The 15,556-nt window shown below is 61.9% G+C and carries 17 protein-coding genes and 1 pseudogene; 5 read left to right on the forward strand and 13 right to left on the reverse strand.

Translation table 11 applies throughout. The features are described 5' to 3' along the window. Positions 1-22: 22 nt before the first annotated feature. Positions 23-814, reverse strand: a complete 792-nt coding sequence (locus ACEN83_RS27020; RefSeq protein ID WP_495578864.1) for a YfaP family protein — start codon at positions 812-814, stop codon at positions 23-25. A 260-nt stretch (positions 815-1,074) separates the two neighbouring features. Here ACEN83_RS27020 and ACEN83_RS27025 point away from each other — a divergent pair. The 5 genes and pseudogenes from ACEN83_RS27025 to ACEN83_RS27045 form a co-directional block, all read left to right on the forward strand. Next, positions 1,075-1,233, forward strand: a pseudogene (locus ACEN83_RS27025) (DUF4172 domain-containing protein); the annotation flags it as partial. 165 nt (positions 1,234-1,398) lie between these two features. Then, on the forward strand, positions 1,399-1,641 hold the full coding sequence (locus ACEN83_RS27030; protein WP_007970180.1) for an exodeoxyribonuclease VII small subunit: 243 nt from the start codon (positions 1,399-1,401) through the stop codon (positions 1,639-1,641). Next, positions 1,638-2,525 carry a (2E,6E)-farnesyl diphosphate synthase gene (gene ispA, locus ACEN83_RS27035; protein ID WP_495578865.1) on the forward strand — a complete coding sequence of 296 codons (888 nt, stop codon included), beginning with the start codon at positions 1,638-1,640 and terminating at the stop codon, positions 2,523-2,525. Before ACEN83_RS27030 ends, ispA begins: the two co-directional genes overlap by 4 nt. Positions 2,526-2,616: 91 nt before the next feature. Continuing rightward, positions 2,617-4,515 carry a 1-deoxy-D-xylulose-5-phosphate synthase gene (gene dxs, locus ACEN83_RS27040; RefSeq protein WP_493726703.1) on the forward strand — a complete coding sequence of 633 codons (1,899 nt, stop codon included), beginning with the start codon at positions 2,617-2,619 and terminating at the stop codon, positions 4,513-4,515. A 130-nt stretch (positions 4,516-4,645) separates the two neighbouring features. Further along, positions 4,646-6,532, forward strand: coding sequence for a TonB-dependent receptor domain-containing protein (locus tag ACEN83_RS27045; RefSeq protein ID WP_495578866.1), 1,887 nt, complete (start codon positions 4,646-4,648; stop codon positions 6,530-6,532). A 125-nt stretch (positions 6,533-6,657) separates the two neighbouring features. Here ACEN83_RS27045 and ACEN83_RS27050 read toward each other — a convergent pair whose 3' ends face one another. The 12 genes from ACEN83_RS27050 to nrdR form a co-directional block, all read right to left on the reverse strand. Then, on the reverse strand, positions 6,658-7,446 hold the full coding sequence (locus tag ACEN83_RS27050) for a cobalamin-binding protein (RefSeq protein WP_495578867.1): 789 nt from the start codon (positions 7,444-7,446) through the stop codon (positions 6,658-6,660). Then, positions 7,446-7,865, reverse strand: coding sequence for an MFS transporter (locus ACEN83_RS27055; protein WP_102702040.1), 420 nt, complete (start codon positions 7,863-7,865; stop codon positions 7,446-7,448). The genes ACEN83_RS27050 and ACEN83_RS27055 overlap by 1 nt, the downstream gene beginning before the upstream one ends. Further along, positions 7,862-8,479, reverse strand: a complete 618-nt coding sequence (gene ribA / locus ACEN83_RS27060) for a GTP cyclohydrolase II (protein ID WP_007970170.1) — start codon at positions 8,477-8,479, stop codon at positions 7,862-7,864. The genes ACEN83_RS27055 and ribA overlap by 4 nt, the downstream gene beginning before the upstream one ends. Before the next feature lie 214 nt (positions 8,480-8,693). After that, complete coding sequence (locus tag ACEN83_RS27065; RefSeq protein ID WP_495578868.1) at positions 8,694-9,434, reverse strand: substrate-binding periplasmic protein; 741 nt, start codon at positions 9,432-9,434, stop codon at positions 8,694-8,696. A gap of 35 nt (positions 9,435-9,469) precedes the next feature. After that, positions 9,470-9,973, reverse strand: a complete 504-nt coding sequence (locus ACEN83_RS27070; protein ID WP_007970166.1) for a phosphatidylglycerophosphatase A family protein — start codon at positions 9,971-9,973, stop codon at positions 9,470-9,472. Further along, the gene (gene thiL / locus ACEN83_RS27075; RefSeq protein ID WP_495578869.1) at positions 9,970-10,935 is read right to left on the reverse strand and encodes a thiamine-phosphate kinase; all 966 of its coding nucleotides are present in this window, start codon (positions 10,933-10,935) and stop codon (positions 9,970-9,972) included. The genes ACEN83_RS27070 and thiL overlap by 4 nt, the downstream gene beginning before the upstream one ends. A 28-nt stretch (positions 10,936-10,963) precedes the next feature. Then, complete coding sequence (gene nusB / locus ACEN83_RS27080) at positions 10,964-11,464, reverse strand: transcription antitermination factor NusB (RefSeq protein WP_007970164.1); 501 nt, start codon at positions 11,462-11,464, stop codon at positions 10,964-10,966. After that, positions 11,461-11,937 carry a 6,7-dimethyl-8-ribityllumazine synthase gene (ribH, locus tag ACEN83_RS27085; RefSeq protein WP_003228649.1) on the reverse strand — a complete coding sequence of 159 codons (477 nt, stop codon included), beginning with the start codon at positions 11,935-11,937 and terminating at the stop codon, positions 11,461-11,463. Before ribH ends, nusB begins: the two co-directional genes overlap by 4 nt. 91 nt (positions 11,938-12,028) lie before the next feature. Continuing rightward, positions 12,029-13,120, reverse strand: a complete 1,092-nt coding sequence (gene ribBA / locus ACEN83_RS27090; protein WP_007970163.1) for a bifunctional 3,4-dihydroxy-2-butanone-4-phosphate synthase/GTP cyclohydrolase II — start codon at positions 13,118-13,120, stop codon at positions 12,029-12,031. 16 nt (positions 13,121-13,136) lie between these two features. After that, complete coding sequence (locus ACEN83_RS27095; protein ID WP_008018158.1) at positions 13,137-13,802, reverse strand: riboflavin synthase; 666 nt, start codon at positions 13,800-13,802, stop codon at positions 13,137-13,139. A 47-nt stretch (positions 13,803-13,849) separates the two neighbouring features. After that, a complete protein-coding gene (gene ribD / locus ACEN83_RS27100; protein WP_102673681.1) occupies positions 13,850-14,983 on the reverse strand; it encodes a bifunctional diaminohydroxyphosphoribosylaminopyrimidine deaminase/5-amino-6-(5-phosphoribosylamino)uracil reductase RibD in 1,134 nt (377 codons plus the stop codon). Beyond that, the gene (gene nrdR / locus ACEN83_RS27105; protein ID WP_003228656.1) at positions 14,980-15,444 is read right to left on the reverse strand and encodes a transcriptional regulator NrdR; all 465 of its coding nucleotides are present in this window, start codon (positions 15,442-15,444) and stop codon (positions 14,980-14,982) included. The genes ribD and nrdR overlap by 4 nt, the downstream gene beginning before the upstream one ends. Positions 15,445-15,556 lie beyond the last annotated feature (112 nt).

Below are 15,556 nucleotides of genomic sequence, written 5' to 3' on the forward strand. Positions count from 1 at the left end.
GTTCATCCGTGGAACGGGATGCTTAATAGTTGAAAGTCTTGACCAGCAGCAGGTCGCCGATTGCGCGCAGGGGCACGATAAAGGTCTCGCGTTTTTCATCGACGGTGTTTTCGTTGAGTACCAGGTTGATCTGCGAGGTGATCACCTCGTTCTGGTTGCCGGTCTCATCGAAGTTATAGCCTTCACTGCCGAAGTTGCCCCAATAGTTCACGTAAACCAGATAGGTGCCGTGCAGCGGAGCGGTCATGGTGAACATTTCCGGGCCGGGCCCATCGACGCCATCCGGGTCGAGGCCGCCGCCATTGGTCAGCGCCGAGTGCGCCCAGAAAGCGTGCTGGCCGTCGGGGGTAATGATGTGCAGATCGAGTTCGGCCTTCGGGTCGTCCCAGCCCAGCACCACACGAATCCGCGCCGGGGTGCGCAGATTGTTGGCTTCATAGAATTGAACGCGCTTGAGCGACTGGCCTTCAACGCTACGCACTTCGACGCTGTTGGAACCGGCGCCGAACGCATAGGGCCGGGCGAAACGGCCCTGGTCGTCGGTGTACAGATTCAGGGGATTGCCGTTGACCGCCAGCGTGTGCGGCCCACGCTGAGTGCCGAGGGCCTTGAGTTGGCCTTCGATCATCGTGCGATTGCGCTGCACGCCCCGGTCGATGGGCGGCGTGGGATAAGCGACTTGCGGGTTTTCCGTGCGATCCAGCAAACCGTTGTAGCGCCAGCCGCCCACCGGTTCCGACAACCCGGCATTCGGCGCGGCCAGAATCGAGGGCGCGATAGCCAGCCCGATCAGCAGCAAAAGAAATGAGCGCATGCGACGCCTCCTGCCATGCATGACGAAACCTTGCGCCTGATCCTGGGCGCGTTACAGATGGGAATACTGCGCTTCGTCTGAAAGACCCGTGACTGCCAGGTCGTATAGGGCTCGAAGGTTAGCCATTCGGGTGTTTTTTAACAATCGGATGGCTCCGAAATTGCGGCGGGAATCACGATAACGGGTGGACGGTGAGCCGAATACGCGCCATATTCGGCTCATTATGTGAGCCGAATAACCGATCCAATCGACTCACCCCACTTAGAGCGGCTCAATACCAGGCCGTCGCCAAAGTATCCAAAGCGACCGCAACCCGTCATCTGGCCGAACTGCTGGATAAGGGCTGTCTGCAACGCCTGCCCGGTGGCGGGCGCAGCACCCGCTACCGAATCCACTATCCTGATAACCCGGTACTGTAGGAGCTGCCGGAGGCTGCGATCTTTTGATCCTGCTTCCAAAAAACAAAGTCAAAAGATCGCAGCCTTCGGCAGCTCCTACACGGGTGTCCGTCGTCTGTGAGTTTGCCCATAAACCCCCTATCTGCTAGTGTCGCGCCGGTTTAACGTCAACCGGAAATCGCCGCCATGGCCCGCAAAAAAGCTGCACTGGATTTCGAACAGTCCCTCGCCGACCTGCAAACGCTGGTGGAGCGTCTGGAGAATGGCGAATTGTCGCTGGAGGACTCGCTGGCCGCTTTCGAGCAAGGCATCGGTCTGACCCGCGATTGCCAGGCGGCGCTGGCCCAGGCCGAGCAAAAGGTTCAGGTACTGCTCGAGCGTGATGGCGAGTTGGCCGAGGAACCCTTCGACGCGGATCAGCCAGAATGATTGCAGCCTACTCGGCCACCAGCCAGGCCCGCGTCAATGCGGCGCTGGAAACCCTGTTCACGGCACCAGGCCCCGAGTTGGCACGGCTGTACGAAGCCATGCGCTACAGCGTGATGAATGGCGGCAAACGCGTGCGTCCACTGCTGGCCTACGCCGCCTGTGAAGCATTGGGCGGCAAGCCTGAGCAAGCCAACGGTGCCGCTTGTGCGGTGGAGCTGATCCACGCCTATTCACTGGTGCATGACGATTTGCCGGCGATGGACGATGACGATCTGCGTCGCGGTCAGCCCACCACCCACAAGAAATTCGATGAAGCCTGCGCGATCCTCGCCGGCGACGGCTTGCAGAGCCTGGCCTTCAGCGCCCTGCTTGACCCGCGCCTGAGCACGTCGGATGCCGACATCCGCCTGCAGATGGTCAGCGCCCTGGCACTGGCGGCAGGCCCTGCGGGCATGGTCGGCGGTCAGGCCATCGACCTCGGTTCGGTCGGCCTGAAGCTCGACCAGAAAGCCCTGGAATACATGCACCGGCACAAGACCGGTGCGCTGATCGAAGTCAGCGTCAAACTCGGCGCCCTGGCCAGCGGCCGTGCCGAGAAAGACGAACTCAAGTCCCTGCAGACTTATGCACAGGCCATCGGCCTGGCATTCCAGGTCCAGGACGACATTCTCGACGTCGAAAGCGATACCGCCACCCTCGGCAAACGCCAGGGCGCCGACATTGCCCGGGACAAGCCGACCTACCCGGCCCTGCTCGGCCTCGAAGCCGCCAAGGCCTATGCCCTGGAGCTACGCGACCAGGCCCTGCACGCCCTGCGACCGTTTGACGCGGCGGCCGAGCCGTTGCGGGATCTGGCCCGGTATATCGTCGATCGCCGCAGTTGAAGGCGAATCCGCCAAAAAAGACCAACGCGTGGGCAGGGGACGATGCATCAGGTAAACTGCCGCATCTTTTATACCTATAACGATTCGCCTGATGCCCACGACGTTTCATGAGATTCCCCGCAAGCGCCCGACCACGCCCCTGCTCGACCGCGCGAACACGCCGGACGGCCTGCGCCGGTTAGGCGAAGCCGAGCTGGAAACCCTGGCCGATGAGTTGCGCCTGGAATTGCTCTACACGGTCGGCCAGACCGGTGGGCATTTCGGTGCAGGCCTGGGCGTGATCGAGCTGACCATCGCGCTGCATTACGTCTTCGACACCCCGGACGACCGGCTGGTGTGGGACGTGGGTCATCAGGCTTACCCGCACAAAATCCTCACCGGTCGTCGCGAGCGCATGGGCACCCTGCGCCAGAAGGACGGCGTCGCTGCCTTCCCGCGCCGCTCCGAGAGCGAGTACGACACCTTTGGTGTCGGCCACTCCAGCACCTCGATCAGTGCCGCACTGGGCATGGCGATTGCCGCCCGCCTGCAGAACAGCGAGCGCAAGGCGATCGCGGTGATCGGCGATGGCGCGTTGACCGCGGGCATGGCGTTCGAGGCGCTGAACCATGCGCCGGAAGTGGACGCCAACATGCTGGTGATCCTCAACGACAACGACATGTCGATCTCGCGCAACGTCGGTGGCTTGTCGAACTATCTGGCGAAGATCCTTTCCAGCCGCACCTACGCGAGCATGCGCGAAGGCAGCAAGAAAGTGCTGTCGCGCCTGCCCGGCGCCTGGGAAATCGCTCGCCGGACCGAAGAATATGCCAAGGGCATGCTGGTTCCCGGCACGCTGTTCGAAGAGCTGGGCTGGAACTACATCGGCCCGATCGATGGCCACGACCTGCCGACCCTGATCGCCACCCTGCGCAACATGCGCGACCTGAAAGGTCCGCAGTTCCTGCACGTCGTCACCAAGAAAGGTAAAGGTTTCGCCCCGGCGGAAGTCGACCCGATCGGTTACCACGCCATCACCAAACTCGAACCGCTGGACGCCCCGGCCGCCGCGCCGAAAAAGGCCAGCGGGCCGAAATATTCCGGTGTGTTTGGTGAATGGCTGTGCGACATGGCGGCTGCCGATCCGCGCCTGGTCGGGATTACCCCGGCGATGAAGGAAGGCTCGGACCTGGTCGCGTTCAGCGAACGTTTCCCGCTGCGCTACTTCGACGTGGCCATTGCCGAGCAACACGCCGTGACCCTCGCGGCCGGCATGGCCTGCGAAGGCGCCAAACCCGTAGTGGCCATCTATTCGACCTTCCTGCAGCGTGGCTACGACCAGCTGGTGCATGACGTCGCCGTGCAGAATCTCGACGTACTGTTCGCCATCGACCGTGCAGGTCTGGTGGGCGAAGACGGTCCGACCCACGCCGGCAGCTTCGATTTGTCGTTCCTGCGCTGCATCCCCGGCATGCTGGTAATGACCCCGAGCGATGAAAACGAGCTGCGCAAGATGCTCACCACCGGTCACCTGTACGAAGGCCCGGCGGCTGTGCGTTATCCACGCGGTAATGGCCCGAACGCGACCATCGAGAAAGACCTCGAGCCGATCGAGATCGGCAAGGGCGTCGTCCGCCGCCAGGGCAGCAAAGTCGCCCTGCTGGTGTTCGGCGTGCAACTGGCCGAAGCCCTGAAAGTCGCCGAGACGCTGGATGCGACCGTGGTCGACATGCGTTTCGTCAAGCCGCTGGATGAAGCGCTGGTGCGCGAAATCGCCGGCAGTCACGAGCTGCTGGTCACTGTCGAAGAAAACGCGATCATGGGCGGCGCCGGTGGCGCGGTCAGCGAATTCCTCGCCCGGGAAAACATCCTCAAGTCGATGCTGCACCTGGGCTTGCCGGACATCTACGTCGAGCACGCCAAGCCTGCGCAAATGCTGGCCGAGTGCGGGCTGGATGAAGCCGGGATCGAGGCTTCGATCCGCGAGCGCCTGCAACTGCTCGACCTGTAAACATCCCTGTGCAGGAGCTGCCGAAGGCTGCGATCTTTTGATCTTGCTTTTAAAAGATCAAGATCAAAAGATCGCAGCCTTCGGCAGCTCCTACGGGGAGCATGTGTTGTTTGTGAAAGCCCGGATTCCGATGAAACTCTCTCCCCTCGCCCTGACGCTGACCCTGCTGCCGGCTGGTCAACTGCTGGCCGACACCTTCGAGCGCGATCAAGCGCTGAAGCTGCCCGACGTGCTGATCAGCGCCAACCGCCAGGTCGAAGCGCGCAACGACAGCAGCGCCGCCAACACCGTGTTCACCCGCGACGACATCGATCGCCTGCAACCCGATAGCGTCACCGACCTGCTGCGCCGTGTACCGGGCGTGCAAATCGTGCAGACCGGCGGGCGCGGCAGTCTGCCGGGGGTGTACATCCGCGGCACCCAGTCAGCCCAGAGCCTGGTGCTGGTGGACGGCCAGCGCATCGGCAGCTCGACCTCCGGTGACAGCAACCTGCAGCACCTCAACATCGAACAGGTCGAGCGCGTGGAAGTGCTGCGCGGCTCCCGCTCGGTGATTTATGGCAGCGATGCGATTGGCGGGGTGGTCCAGATCTTCACCCGCCGTGGCGGCGAACAGGGCCTGCAACCGCGCCTGCACACGGCATTTGGCAGCAACCAGACCTGGGAGCGCAGCCTTGGCTTGTCCGGCGGCGATGAGCGAACCCGCTTCAACCTCGGCGCCAGCCTCGACGAAAGCGCCGGGATCAATCGCACCCACGAGTCTTACCCCAGCGACGGCGACCATGATGAGTACCGAAACCAGTCGTTCAGCCTGAGCGTTAGCCACACACTCAGCGATGACATCGAGATCGGCGCCAACGCGCTCGATAATCGCGGCAAAAGCGAATTCGACAACCCGTTCGGGCGCTTCGACATGAATACGTTCGAGTCGGTCCAACAGCAGCCCGACAACGAATTTGATGTGAGCAGTGTCAGCAGCTACATCGACGCGCGCATCAATGATCTGTGGCAAACCCGCATCGAGTTCGGCCACAGCGAAAACCGCGAGAAGACCCTCGATAAACTCAGTGACGAACGCAGCGTGTTCAACACCTACCGGGATTCGGTGAACTGGCAGAACGACATGACGCTCGACGAGCGCAACAGTCTGCTGCTCGGAGGTGACTGGTATGAAGACCGGATCAACAGCAGCACCCCGTTCGATGAAGACAGTCGCTGGAACCGTGCGGCGTACATCCAGCACCGCTATCGGGCTGACCGTTTCTCCACGGAGCTGGGTCTGCGTCACGACGACAACCAGCAATTTGGCAGCCAGAACACCTGGAGCGGTACCTTCACACTGCCACTGAACCCGGACAACGAAGTGCTGTTCACCTACAGCGAAGGCTTCCGCGCACCGACGTTCAACGACCTGTACTACCCCGACTTCAGCAACCCGGACCTCAAGCCTGAAACCTCGAAAAGCTATGAGCTGCAATGGCGCAGCCAATTGACCGAGAGCAGTCGTCTGGAAACGTCGCTGTATCGCACCGACCTTGAAGACGCGATCATCTTCGGCAGCAACTCACGCCCCGAGAACGTCGCCTCGGCGCGGATCAACGGCTTCGAAGCAGCGCTGAAACAGGAATTGTTCGACTGGCAAAGCAATCTCGGCGTGGCGATCATCGACCCGCGCGACCGTGACACGGGCCATACCCTGGCCCGCCGCGCGCGCCGCACTTTGAGCTGGGATCTGGACCGACAGTTCGATCGCCTGGGCCTCGGCGCCAGTTGGCAAGCGGTCAGCAGCAGCTATGACGACCTGAACAATCAACAGCCTCTTGGCGGCTATGCCTTGCTGGGGCTGCGCAGCAGTTGGGAGCTCAATCGTGAAGTCCGGCTGGAGCTGAAGGTCGACAACCTGCTGGACAAGGGTTACAGCCGGGCGTTGTACAGCTACCAAGGCAGCCAGTACGGGTATCGCGAGGAAGGTCGGGCGTGGATGTTTGGCGTGACCTGGACCCCCGACATCCACTGAGATCACCTGTAGGAGCTGCCGAAGGCTGCGATCTTTTGATTTTTCTTTTTAAAGACAAGATCAAAAGATCGCAGCCTTCGGCAGCTCCTACAAAGGCGTGGCTAGAGTGTCAGTAGCAGTACATTTCAGCGGTCGGGTGCGATCAACCGGCACAGCTTGGCAGTTGCCTCGATCATCTGCCCACTCGGTCGCTCCAGGCCCTTGTCCGTGACCAATCGCAACTGTCCTTGCGCCACGGGCCAGGCTTTCCACGCATCGAGCTGCGCCTGATCGCTGGCCAGAATTACCTCGGGATTACGCTGCAACACGGCTTCCACGCTGACTTGCGGTGCCGGCAGTTTCAGGTCAGCAAACACGTTTTGGGCTCCACAGACCTCCAGCGCATCGCTGATGATCTGCTCGCCGCCGACGGTGTACAACGGCCGATCCCATATCTGATAGAACACCCGCAACGGCTGATCCCGTCGATAGCGTTGACGCAGTGCATCCAACCGCTGGCGCAAGTCGCCGGCCAATGAAACGCCGCGGTCAGGCCGACCGAGCTGAGCGGCAATGGCCTCGATCTGCGCGGCAAGCTGCTCCAGGCTGTGGGGTTCGGCGACGTAGGTGGGAATGCTCAGGCGCTTGAGCTGGACCCGCTGGGCCGGGCCGACGCTACCGGGCCATAGCAGCAACAGATCGGGCTGCAGGCTGAGCAGCCGCTCCATGTCCAACTGGCCATAGCGGCCAACGGAGGGCAGGTTCTTGAGTTCAGCCGGTCGCTCACCGGCGTCCAGCACTCCGACCAGGAGGTCGGCAGAACCCAGTTCCACGACGATTTCAGAGAGTGACGGTGCAAGGCTGACGACCCGCTCGACCGCGATGGCCGAGCGGCTGGCGGCCAGCAGCAAAACCGCCAGCCAGAGCGCGCGCATCAACCGAGCTGACGCGGAATACGGTAGAGGTAGAACAGCACGGCAGTCGACAGCGCCAGCAACATCAACGGCACCGCTTCGAGCCCGACGAACACCGCCAGGGCACCGATCCACGCTGGCAGGCCGGCGGCAAGGAACGCTGTACGGCGCTTCGCCGCCAGGTTGATCCACGCGCCAGGTTCTTCAGGGGTATCGAGGGCTTTCTGGGTGGCGATCAGCGCGTGCTTGTAGGCGCCGAAAAACTTCAGGCTGACAAACATCGAAGCGACACCGGCGATGAACAACGGCATCGCCAGCACCGGCAGAATGGCTTCGCTCTGGCCGAACACCGCGTTGATCACGAACAGCGGCAACAGGGCCAATGCCAGGTATTGCCACCAGTTGACGGACAGTCGCCGCCGAACCTGACCCCGGGTCACGCCCGGTCTACCTCGCCCTGATGTTCATTGCCCATCATGTGGTCGAGCTTGCTGGCCTTGGTCGCCAGGTAGAGTCGGTTATGCGGGTTGTGGCCAGTGTGCAACGGCACGCGCTCGGCGACCGCGATCCCCATGTCGGTCAAGGCTTTGACCTTGCGCGGGTTGTTGGTCATCAGGCGCAATGACTTCACACCCAGGTGCTCCAGCATCGGCAGGCACATGGCGTAGTCACGCTGGTCGGCGGCAAAGCCCAGACGCTCGTTGGCTTCCACGGTATCGGCGCCACCGTCCTGCAGCTCATAGGCGCGGATCTTGTTCAGCAAGCCAATGCCACGCCCTTCCTGGCGCAAGTACAGCAACACGCCACGACCTTCACGGGCGATGGCCTGCAAAGCGGCCTCCAGTTGCGAGCCGCAGTCGCAACGCTGGCTGAACAGGGCATCGCCAGTCAGGCATTCGGAGTGCAACCGGCCGAGTACCGGGGCACCGTCGTCGAACTCACCCAGGCTCAGCACAACGTGCTCGCGGCCAGTGCCTTCATCGAGAAAGCCATGCATGGTGAATTGCGCAAAAGGCGTTGGCAGCTTGGAAGCGGCGACAAAAACGACAGGCACCGGTGTGCTCCTGATCTAAAAGTTCTGAAGATTCGCAGAGCCGGCATTGTAACAGCAGGTTCCGAGCGACGCTTAGGCTGAATTATCGGCGATAACTATCAAAAAGTTTGATATGCGGGCCGATCAATCTCTGTAGGAGCTGCCGAAGGCTGCGATCTTTTGATCTTCAAAATCAAAAGATCGCAGCCTTCGGCAGCGCCTACATTGGGCCCGTTCAATTGTCTTCGAATGGGTATGGCTGTTTCCAGCGCTCGAAGATAGGTTTCAGCTCACCGCTTTTGACCAACTGCTCCATGCGCTGATCGAACAGCGCCATCAGGCTACGCGCCTTTGCGGTCTTGGCAAAGCACAGGTACAGCGGCAACTCGGCGATATGGGTACTGCGCAACTGGGAGGGGTCTTTGGCACGATTGCGCACGTAATCGACTTCGGTCTGCGCATCGATGTAATAGTCGGCACGGTTGTGGGTCAGCATCGACACAATGCCGTCGCGTCGCTGCACTTCAGCAAAGTGCTGCACGTTGGGCAGGTAATCCTGGTAATCGTAGCCACGGACCCAGGCCAGTCGATAATTGCCCAGGGTTTCGGGGGTTGGCACCGGACTGCTCGCCAGGCCCAGGGCATAGATGTGATCGGTGTCGAAGCTCCAGTGGGGATAGAGCACAGCCTCGGATTCGTCGCGATAGGAACCGACGCAGGCATCGACTTCACCCCGCTCCGCCAGGCCCAGCGAACGCACGTAGGGCTCGGTGCGGATGTCCACTTTGACACCTGCCGGCTCGAACACTTGTCGCAGCACGTCCCAGCCCAGGCCATGACCGTCAGCGGCGGTGTAGTCTTCCCAGTCTTCGCTGGCCAGATGAATCACCGACGGCGGTGTAGCTCCCCCTCCTCCTGCTTGGGCGAAAGAGCAAAATATCGCGAGCACCAACACCATCAATCCACGTAGAACCATCCCTGCTCCCCCGATTAACGCCTGGTCACCCTTGATCAGGCGAAAAACCACACCAGTCCCTGCATCGCCAACCAGGCGAACACCCCGGCCAGCACATCATCAAGCATGATACCAACGCCGCCATGCACGTGCCGGTCTATCCAGCGAATCGGCCATGGCTTGAGGATGTCGAAAAAGCGGAACATCAAGAAGCCCGCGAGCAACCATTGCCAACCTTCCGGCACCAGCCACAGGGTAATCCACATCCCGACCATTTCGTCCCAGACGATGCCTTCATGGTCGTGAACCCGCAAATCATCGGCCACTTTGCCGCACAGCCAGAAGCCGAACAGCATGGTGATGCCAAGCATCAGCCAGTAACCCCAGTCGGGCAACATCTGCCACAACGGAATAAAGGGCAGCGCAACTAACGATCCCCAAGTGCCGGGCGCCTTTGGCAAGGTGCCCGAGCCGAAACCAAACGCCAGGAAATGCCATGGATTACGCCAGACCGACGGCGGTACGAATTCCGCCGGGACCTGTTTGGGATGATCTGTCACGGTGACTCCCGAAAATGTTGATAACCCCGGGTTTGCGGGGTGATGTCCTGGCCATCGGCGTCCAGCAACGTTACGCCCTGTCCCGTCACCACTTGCCCAATCACATGGATCGGCCAGCCGTCGGCCAGCAATAGCGGCAACTCGACGGACGGTAGGGTGAACGCCAGCACGTAATCGTCGCCACCACTCAGGGCCGCCACCTGGGCGTCCGATCGGCCAAGAAAGTCGACCAGGTTCTGCGACAGCGGTAAACGCTCCCGCTCGACTTCGATACCGACCTTCGAGGCCAGCGCGATATGCCCGCAATCAGCGAGCAAACCGTCGGAGATGTCCATCGCCGAAGTGGCCTTGCCCCGCAGCGCCTGCCCCAGGCCAAGCTGCGGTTGCGGCGACCAGTAGTGGGCCAACAACGGCTCGGCAATGCTCGCGTCGGCCGTGCGCTGGCCGAGCACCAATGGCAAGGCACCGGCGGCATTGCCCAGGTCGCCACCGACACACAGCAGATCGCCCGGTTGCGCACCGCTGCGGGTCAGCGCCTGGCCAACCGGCACGCGCCCGAACACGGTCATGGTCAGGCTGAGCGGCCCACGCGTCGTGTCACCGCCTACCAGCGCCACGCCGCAGCTTTGCGCCATCTGGTTCAAACCACGGGCATAGGCTTGCAGCCAATCGGCGGTCACCGTCGGCAAGGTCAGGGCAAGGGTAAAGGCGATTGGAGTGGCGCCCATGGCGGCCAGGTCGCTGACGGCCACGGCCAGCGAGCGCTGACCGAGCAGAAAGGGATCGCAGGGATCGGCGAAATGCACACCGGCCACCAGCGTATCGGTAGAAATCGCCAACTGCTCCCCGGGAGGAACAGCCAGCAAGGCGCAGTCATCGCCGATCCCGAGGGCAACGCCTTCGCCGCCCTGCGCACAAGGCGCGGCGGCGAAGAAATTGCGGATCAGCTCAAACTCGCCCATGGCTTCGTGTCGACATTCCAAGCGCCAATCAGCGCTTGAACGCCTTCACTTCAGCTTCACGCAGACGCGGGGCCAGCTTGTCGAGCACACCGTTGACGAACTTGTGGCCGTCGGTGGAACCGAAGACCTTGGCCAGTTCGATACCTTCGTTGATCACAACGCGGTACGGCACGTCGACGCGCTTGAGCAGTTCCCAGGTGGACAGGCGCAGAACCGCCAGCTCAACCGGGTCCAGCTCTTCGATGGTCAGATCGAGGCAAGGCTTGAGTGCGGTGTCGATTTCGGTCTTGAACTGCGGAACCCCGTGCAGGATTTCGCGGAAGTACGCGCCGTCGACATCGCTGAAATCGTTGTCGACCCGGAACTGCGCTTCGATCTCGTTCAGCGACTGCTTGGCCATGTGCCATTGGTACAGCGCCTGAGTCGCGAGCTGACGGGCTTCGCGGCGCTTGGCGCTTTTCGATGGCTTGCCGGCATCCGCAGGCTTTGGATCGCGCGGGTTGAAACGATCGCTATCGTCGCTAATCACTTGGCCTCCAACTGCGCCAGCAGGCTGACCATTTCCAGAGCGGACAGGGCAGCTTCAGCACCTTTGTTGCCGGCCTTGGTGCCGGAACGCTCGATGGCTTGCTCGATGGAGTCAACGGTCAGCACGCCGAATGCAACCGGTACGCCGAACTCCATGGACACCTGGGCCAGGCCCTTGGTGCATTCGCCAGCCACGTATTCGAAATGCGGAGTGCCGCCACGAATGACTGCGCCCAGGGCGATGATTGCCGCGAACTCGCCCTTTTGAGCGACTTTCTGTGCAACCAGCGGAATTTCGAAGGCGCCAGGAGCGCGGATGATGGTGATGTCGCTTTCGCTCACGCCGTGGCGAACCAGGGCATCAACGGCACCGCTGACCAGGCTTTCAACGACGAAGCTGTTGAAACGGCCCACTACCAGAGCGTAGCGGCCTTTAGGGGCGATGAAGGTACCTTCGATGGTCTTCAGGGTCATTCGTTAGATCTCTTAAAGAGCCGGGACGCGTCTCGTACGCGTCCCTCGGTGATATTTGAACTGCGAATTCAAGGCCGGGAACAACCGGTCATTATTCGGAGGGCACGTATTCTACAACTTCCAGATCGAAACCGGATATCGCATTAAATTTCATTGGCGCCGACATCAGGCGCATTTTGCGTACGCCCAGGTCGCGCAGGATCTGCGAGCCGGCACCGACAGTGCTGTAGGTGGTCGGTTTTTTCACCGCGGCGTGATCGGCGGTTTCACGAATATGCGCCAGCAATACATCGCCATCAAGCGGGTGACCGAGCAACAGCACCACGCCGCTGCCGGCCTCGGCAACCGCTGACATGGCGGCGCGCAGGCTCCAGCGACCTGGTTGCTTGACCATCAGCAGGTCGCGCAGCGGGTCCATGTTGTGCACGCGAACCAGGGTCGGTTCTTCGGCACACACGTTGCCCAGGGTCAGTGCCATGTGCACGTCGCCTTCCACCGAATCACGATAGGTCACCAGGTTGAATTGGCCCAGTTCGCTGTCCAGCGGCTGCTCGGCAATCCGCTGAACGGTACGTTCGTGGATCATCCGGTAGTGAATCAGGTCGGCGATGGTGCCGATCTTGATGTCGTGTTCGGCAGCAAAAGCTTCCAGTTCGGCGCGACGGGACATGGTGCCGTCGTCGTTCATCACTTCGCAGATCACGCCACTCGGCTCGAAACCGGCCATGCGCGCCAGGTCGCAGGCAGCTTCAGTGTGGCCGGCACGGGCCAGGGTGCCGCCGGCCTGGGCCATCAGCGGGAAGATGTGGCCCGGGCTGACGATGTCTTCAGCCTTGGCATCACGGGCGGCAGCCGCTTGCACGGTACGCGCGCGGTCGGCGGCGGAGATGCCGGTGGTCACGCCGGTGGCCGCTTCGATGGAGACGGTGAACTTGGTGCCGAAACCGGAACCGTTGCGCGGCGCCATCAGCGGCAGCTTGAGCAGTTCGCAGCGCTCGCGGCTCATCGGCATGCAGATCAGGCCACGGGCGTGTTTGGCCATGAAGTTGATGTGCTCGGGCTTGCAGCACTCGGCGGCCATGATCAGGTCGCCTTCGTTCTCGCGGTCTTCGTCATCCATGAGGATGACCATCTTGCCTTGGCGGATGTCTTCAACCAGTTCTTCGATGCTATTGAGCGCCACAAGGCACCCCCTTGAGTCAGGATTTGAGGTAGCCGTTGGCGGCCAGAAAGCTTTCGGTAATGGTGCTGCCGGCAGTCGGCTCTGCGGCCTTGTCGCCTAACAGCAGGCGCTCCAGGTAACGGGCCAGCAAGTCCACTTCCAGGTTCACCCGGCGCCCTGGCTGGTACGATGCCATGATGGTTTCGCTCAGGGTGTGCGGAATGATGGTCAGCAGGAACTCGGCGCCATCGACTGCGTTCACGGTCAGGCTGGTGCCGTCGACGGTGATCGAGCCCTTATGGGCGATGTACTTGGCCAGGTCCTTGGGCGCGCGAATGCGGAATTCCACGGCGCGCGCGTTTTCGGTACGGGCAACCACTTCACCCACGCCATCGACGTGACCGCTGACCAGATGCCCGCCAAGGCGAGTGGTCGGGGTCAGGGCTTTTTCCAGATTGACCGGGCTGCCGCTTTTCAGGTCGTTCATGGCAGTGCAGTCGAGGGTTTCGCGACTGACGTCCGCCGCAAAACCATTGCCCGGTAATTCAACGGCAGTCAGGCACACGCCGTTGACCGCGATGCTGTCGCCCAGTTTGACATCGCTCAGGTCGAGCTTGCCGGTTTCGACGTGTACCCGCACATCACCGCCCTTTGGGGTCAATGCACGAATACTGCCGATGGATTCGATGATGCCGGTAAACATGAGGTTCTCCTCGAGAACAAAGCCAGCGCTATAGCGATGGCCGGAAATTATACGCTCGCCGCTGGCACAGGGATGGCGATGACTCGCCAGTCATCGCCAACTGCACGAATTTCGGTGATTTTGAGTGCCGGCGCATCCTTCATTTGCGCGAGCGGCCAGTCCAGCAGCGGCCGCGCCGAAGAACCCATGAACTTGCCGGCGATGAATATCTGGAATTCGTCCACCAGCCCAAGCTGAGCGAAAGCACCCGCCAGCCGTGGACCGGCCTCGACCAACACCTCGTTGACGCCACGGTTGGCGAGCTCGACCAGCAGCTGACGCAAGTCGACCTGGCCGTCGTAGCCGGGCACGATCAGGCATTCCGGGCCGTTGGCGTACTGTTCTTCCACCGCCACACAGGTGGCGACCAGCGCCGGGCCGGCCTTGAAGAACGGCGCATCCAGCGGAACGCGCAGGCGGCCATCGACCAGCACACGCAGCGGCGGCCGGCTCATGGCCAGTGCTGTTTGCTCGGCGTCCAGTCCGAGCTCATCGGCACGCACGGTCAACCGCGCGTTGTCCGCCAGCACCGTGTCGGCGCCAGTCAGCACCACGCTGGCCTGGGCGCGCAGGCGTTGCACCGCCGAGCGTGCAGCCGGACCGGTAATCCACTGACTTTCGCCGCTTTCCATCGCCGTGCGACCGTCCAGACTCATGGCCAGCTTGACCCGCACGAACGGCAAGCCGTGCTCCATGCGCTTGAGGAAGCCTTGGTTGAGCTTTCGCGCTTCGCCCTCCAGCACACCACTTTCGGTGGCGATACCGGCCTGAGCCAGGCGTTGCAAACCGCGACCGGCGACTTCCGGGTTCGGGTCCTGCATCGCCGCGACCACGCGGGCCACGCCGGCATTCACCAGCGCATCGGCACAGGGCGGCGTGCGGCCGTGGTGGCTGCAAGGCTCAAGCGTCACATAAGCGGTTGCGCCACGCGCCTGCTCACCGGCCGCGCGCAAAGCATGGACCTCGGCGTGAGGCTCGCCGGCGCGCTCGTGCCAGCCTTCGCCGACAATCTGTCCACCCTGCACGATCACGCAACCTACACGCGGGTTGGGGTGCGTTGTGTAATGCCCCTTGCGCGCCAGTTCCAGGGCACGGGCCATGAAATGGGCATCGAGGATGGCAAGTTCTGCGGGCGTGGTCATTCTTTCACCGGTTCACGGGCCAGGCGATCGATCTCTTCGCGGAACTCGTTGAGGTCCTGGAAGCGGCGATACACCGAGGCAAAGCGGATGTAGGCGACTTCGTCGAGCTTCTGCAGCTCGGCCATCACCAGTTCGCCGACCACGAGGGATTTGACCTCGCGCTCGCCGGTGGCACGCAGTTTGTGTTTGATGTGCACCAGCGACGATTCGAGGCGCTCGACACTCACCGGGCGCTTCTCCAGCGCACGCTGCATGCCGGCGCGGAGTTTTTCTTCGTCGAACGGCTGGCGGCTGCCGTCGGTTTTGATCAGGCGCGGCAACACCAGTTCAGCCGTCTCGAACGTCGTGAAACGCTCGCCGCAGGCCAGGCATTCACGCCGGCGGCGCACCTGTTCGCCCTCGGCGACCAGACGCGAGTCGATGACCTTGGTGTCGTTGGCACCGCAGAAGGGACAGTGCATGGTGGCAGGCAACAAAAAAAGGGAGGGCCATGGTAGCGCATCCCGGTGGCAAGACAAGCCATAGGGTTTGCGGTATACAGACGGGATGATCACTTGATCCATGGAATTCAGC

The sequence above is a fragment of the Pseudomonas sp. Pseusp49 genome, from assembly GCF_059491875.1.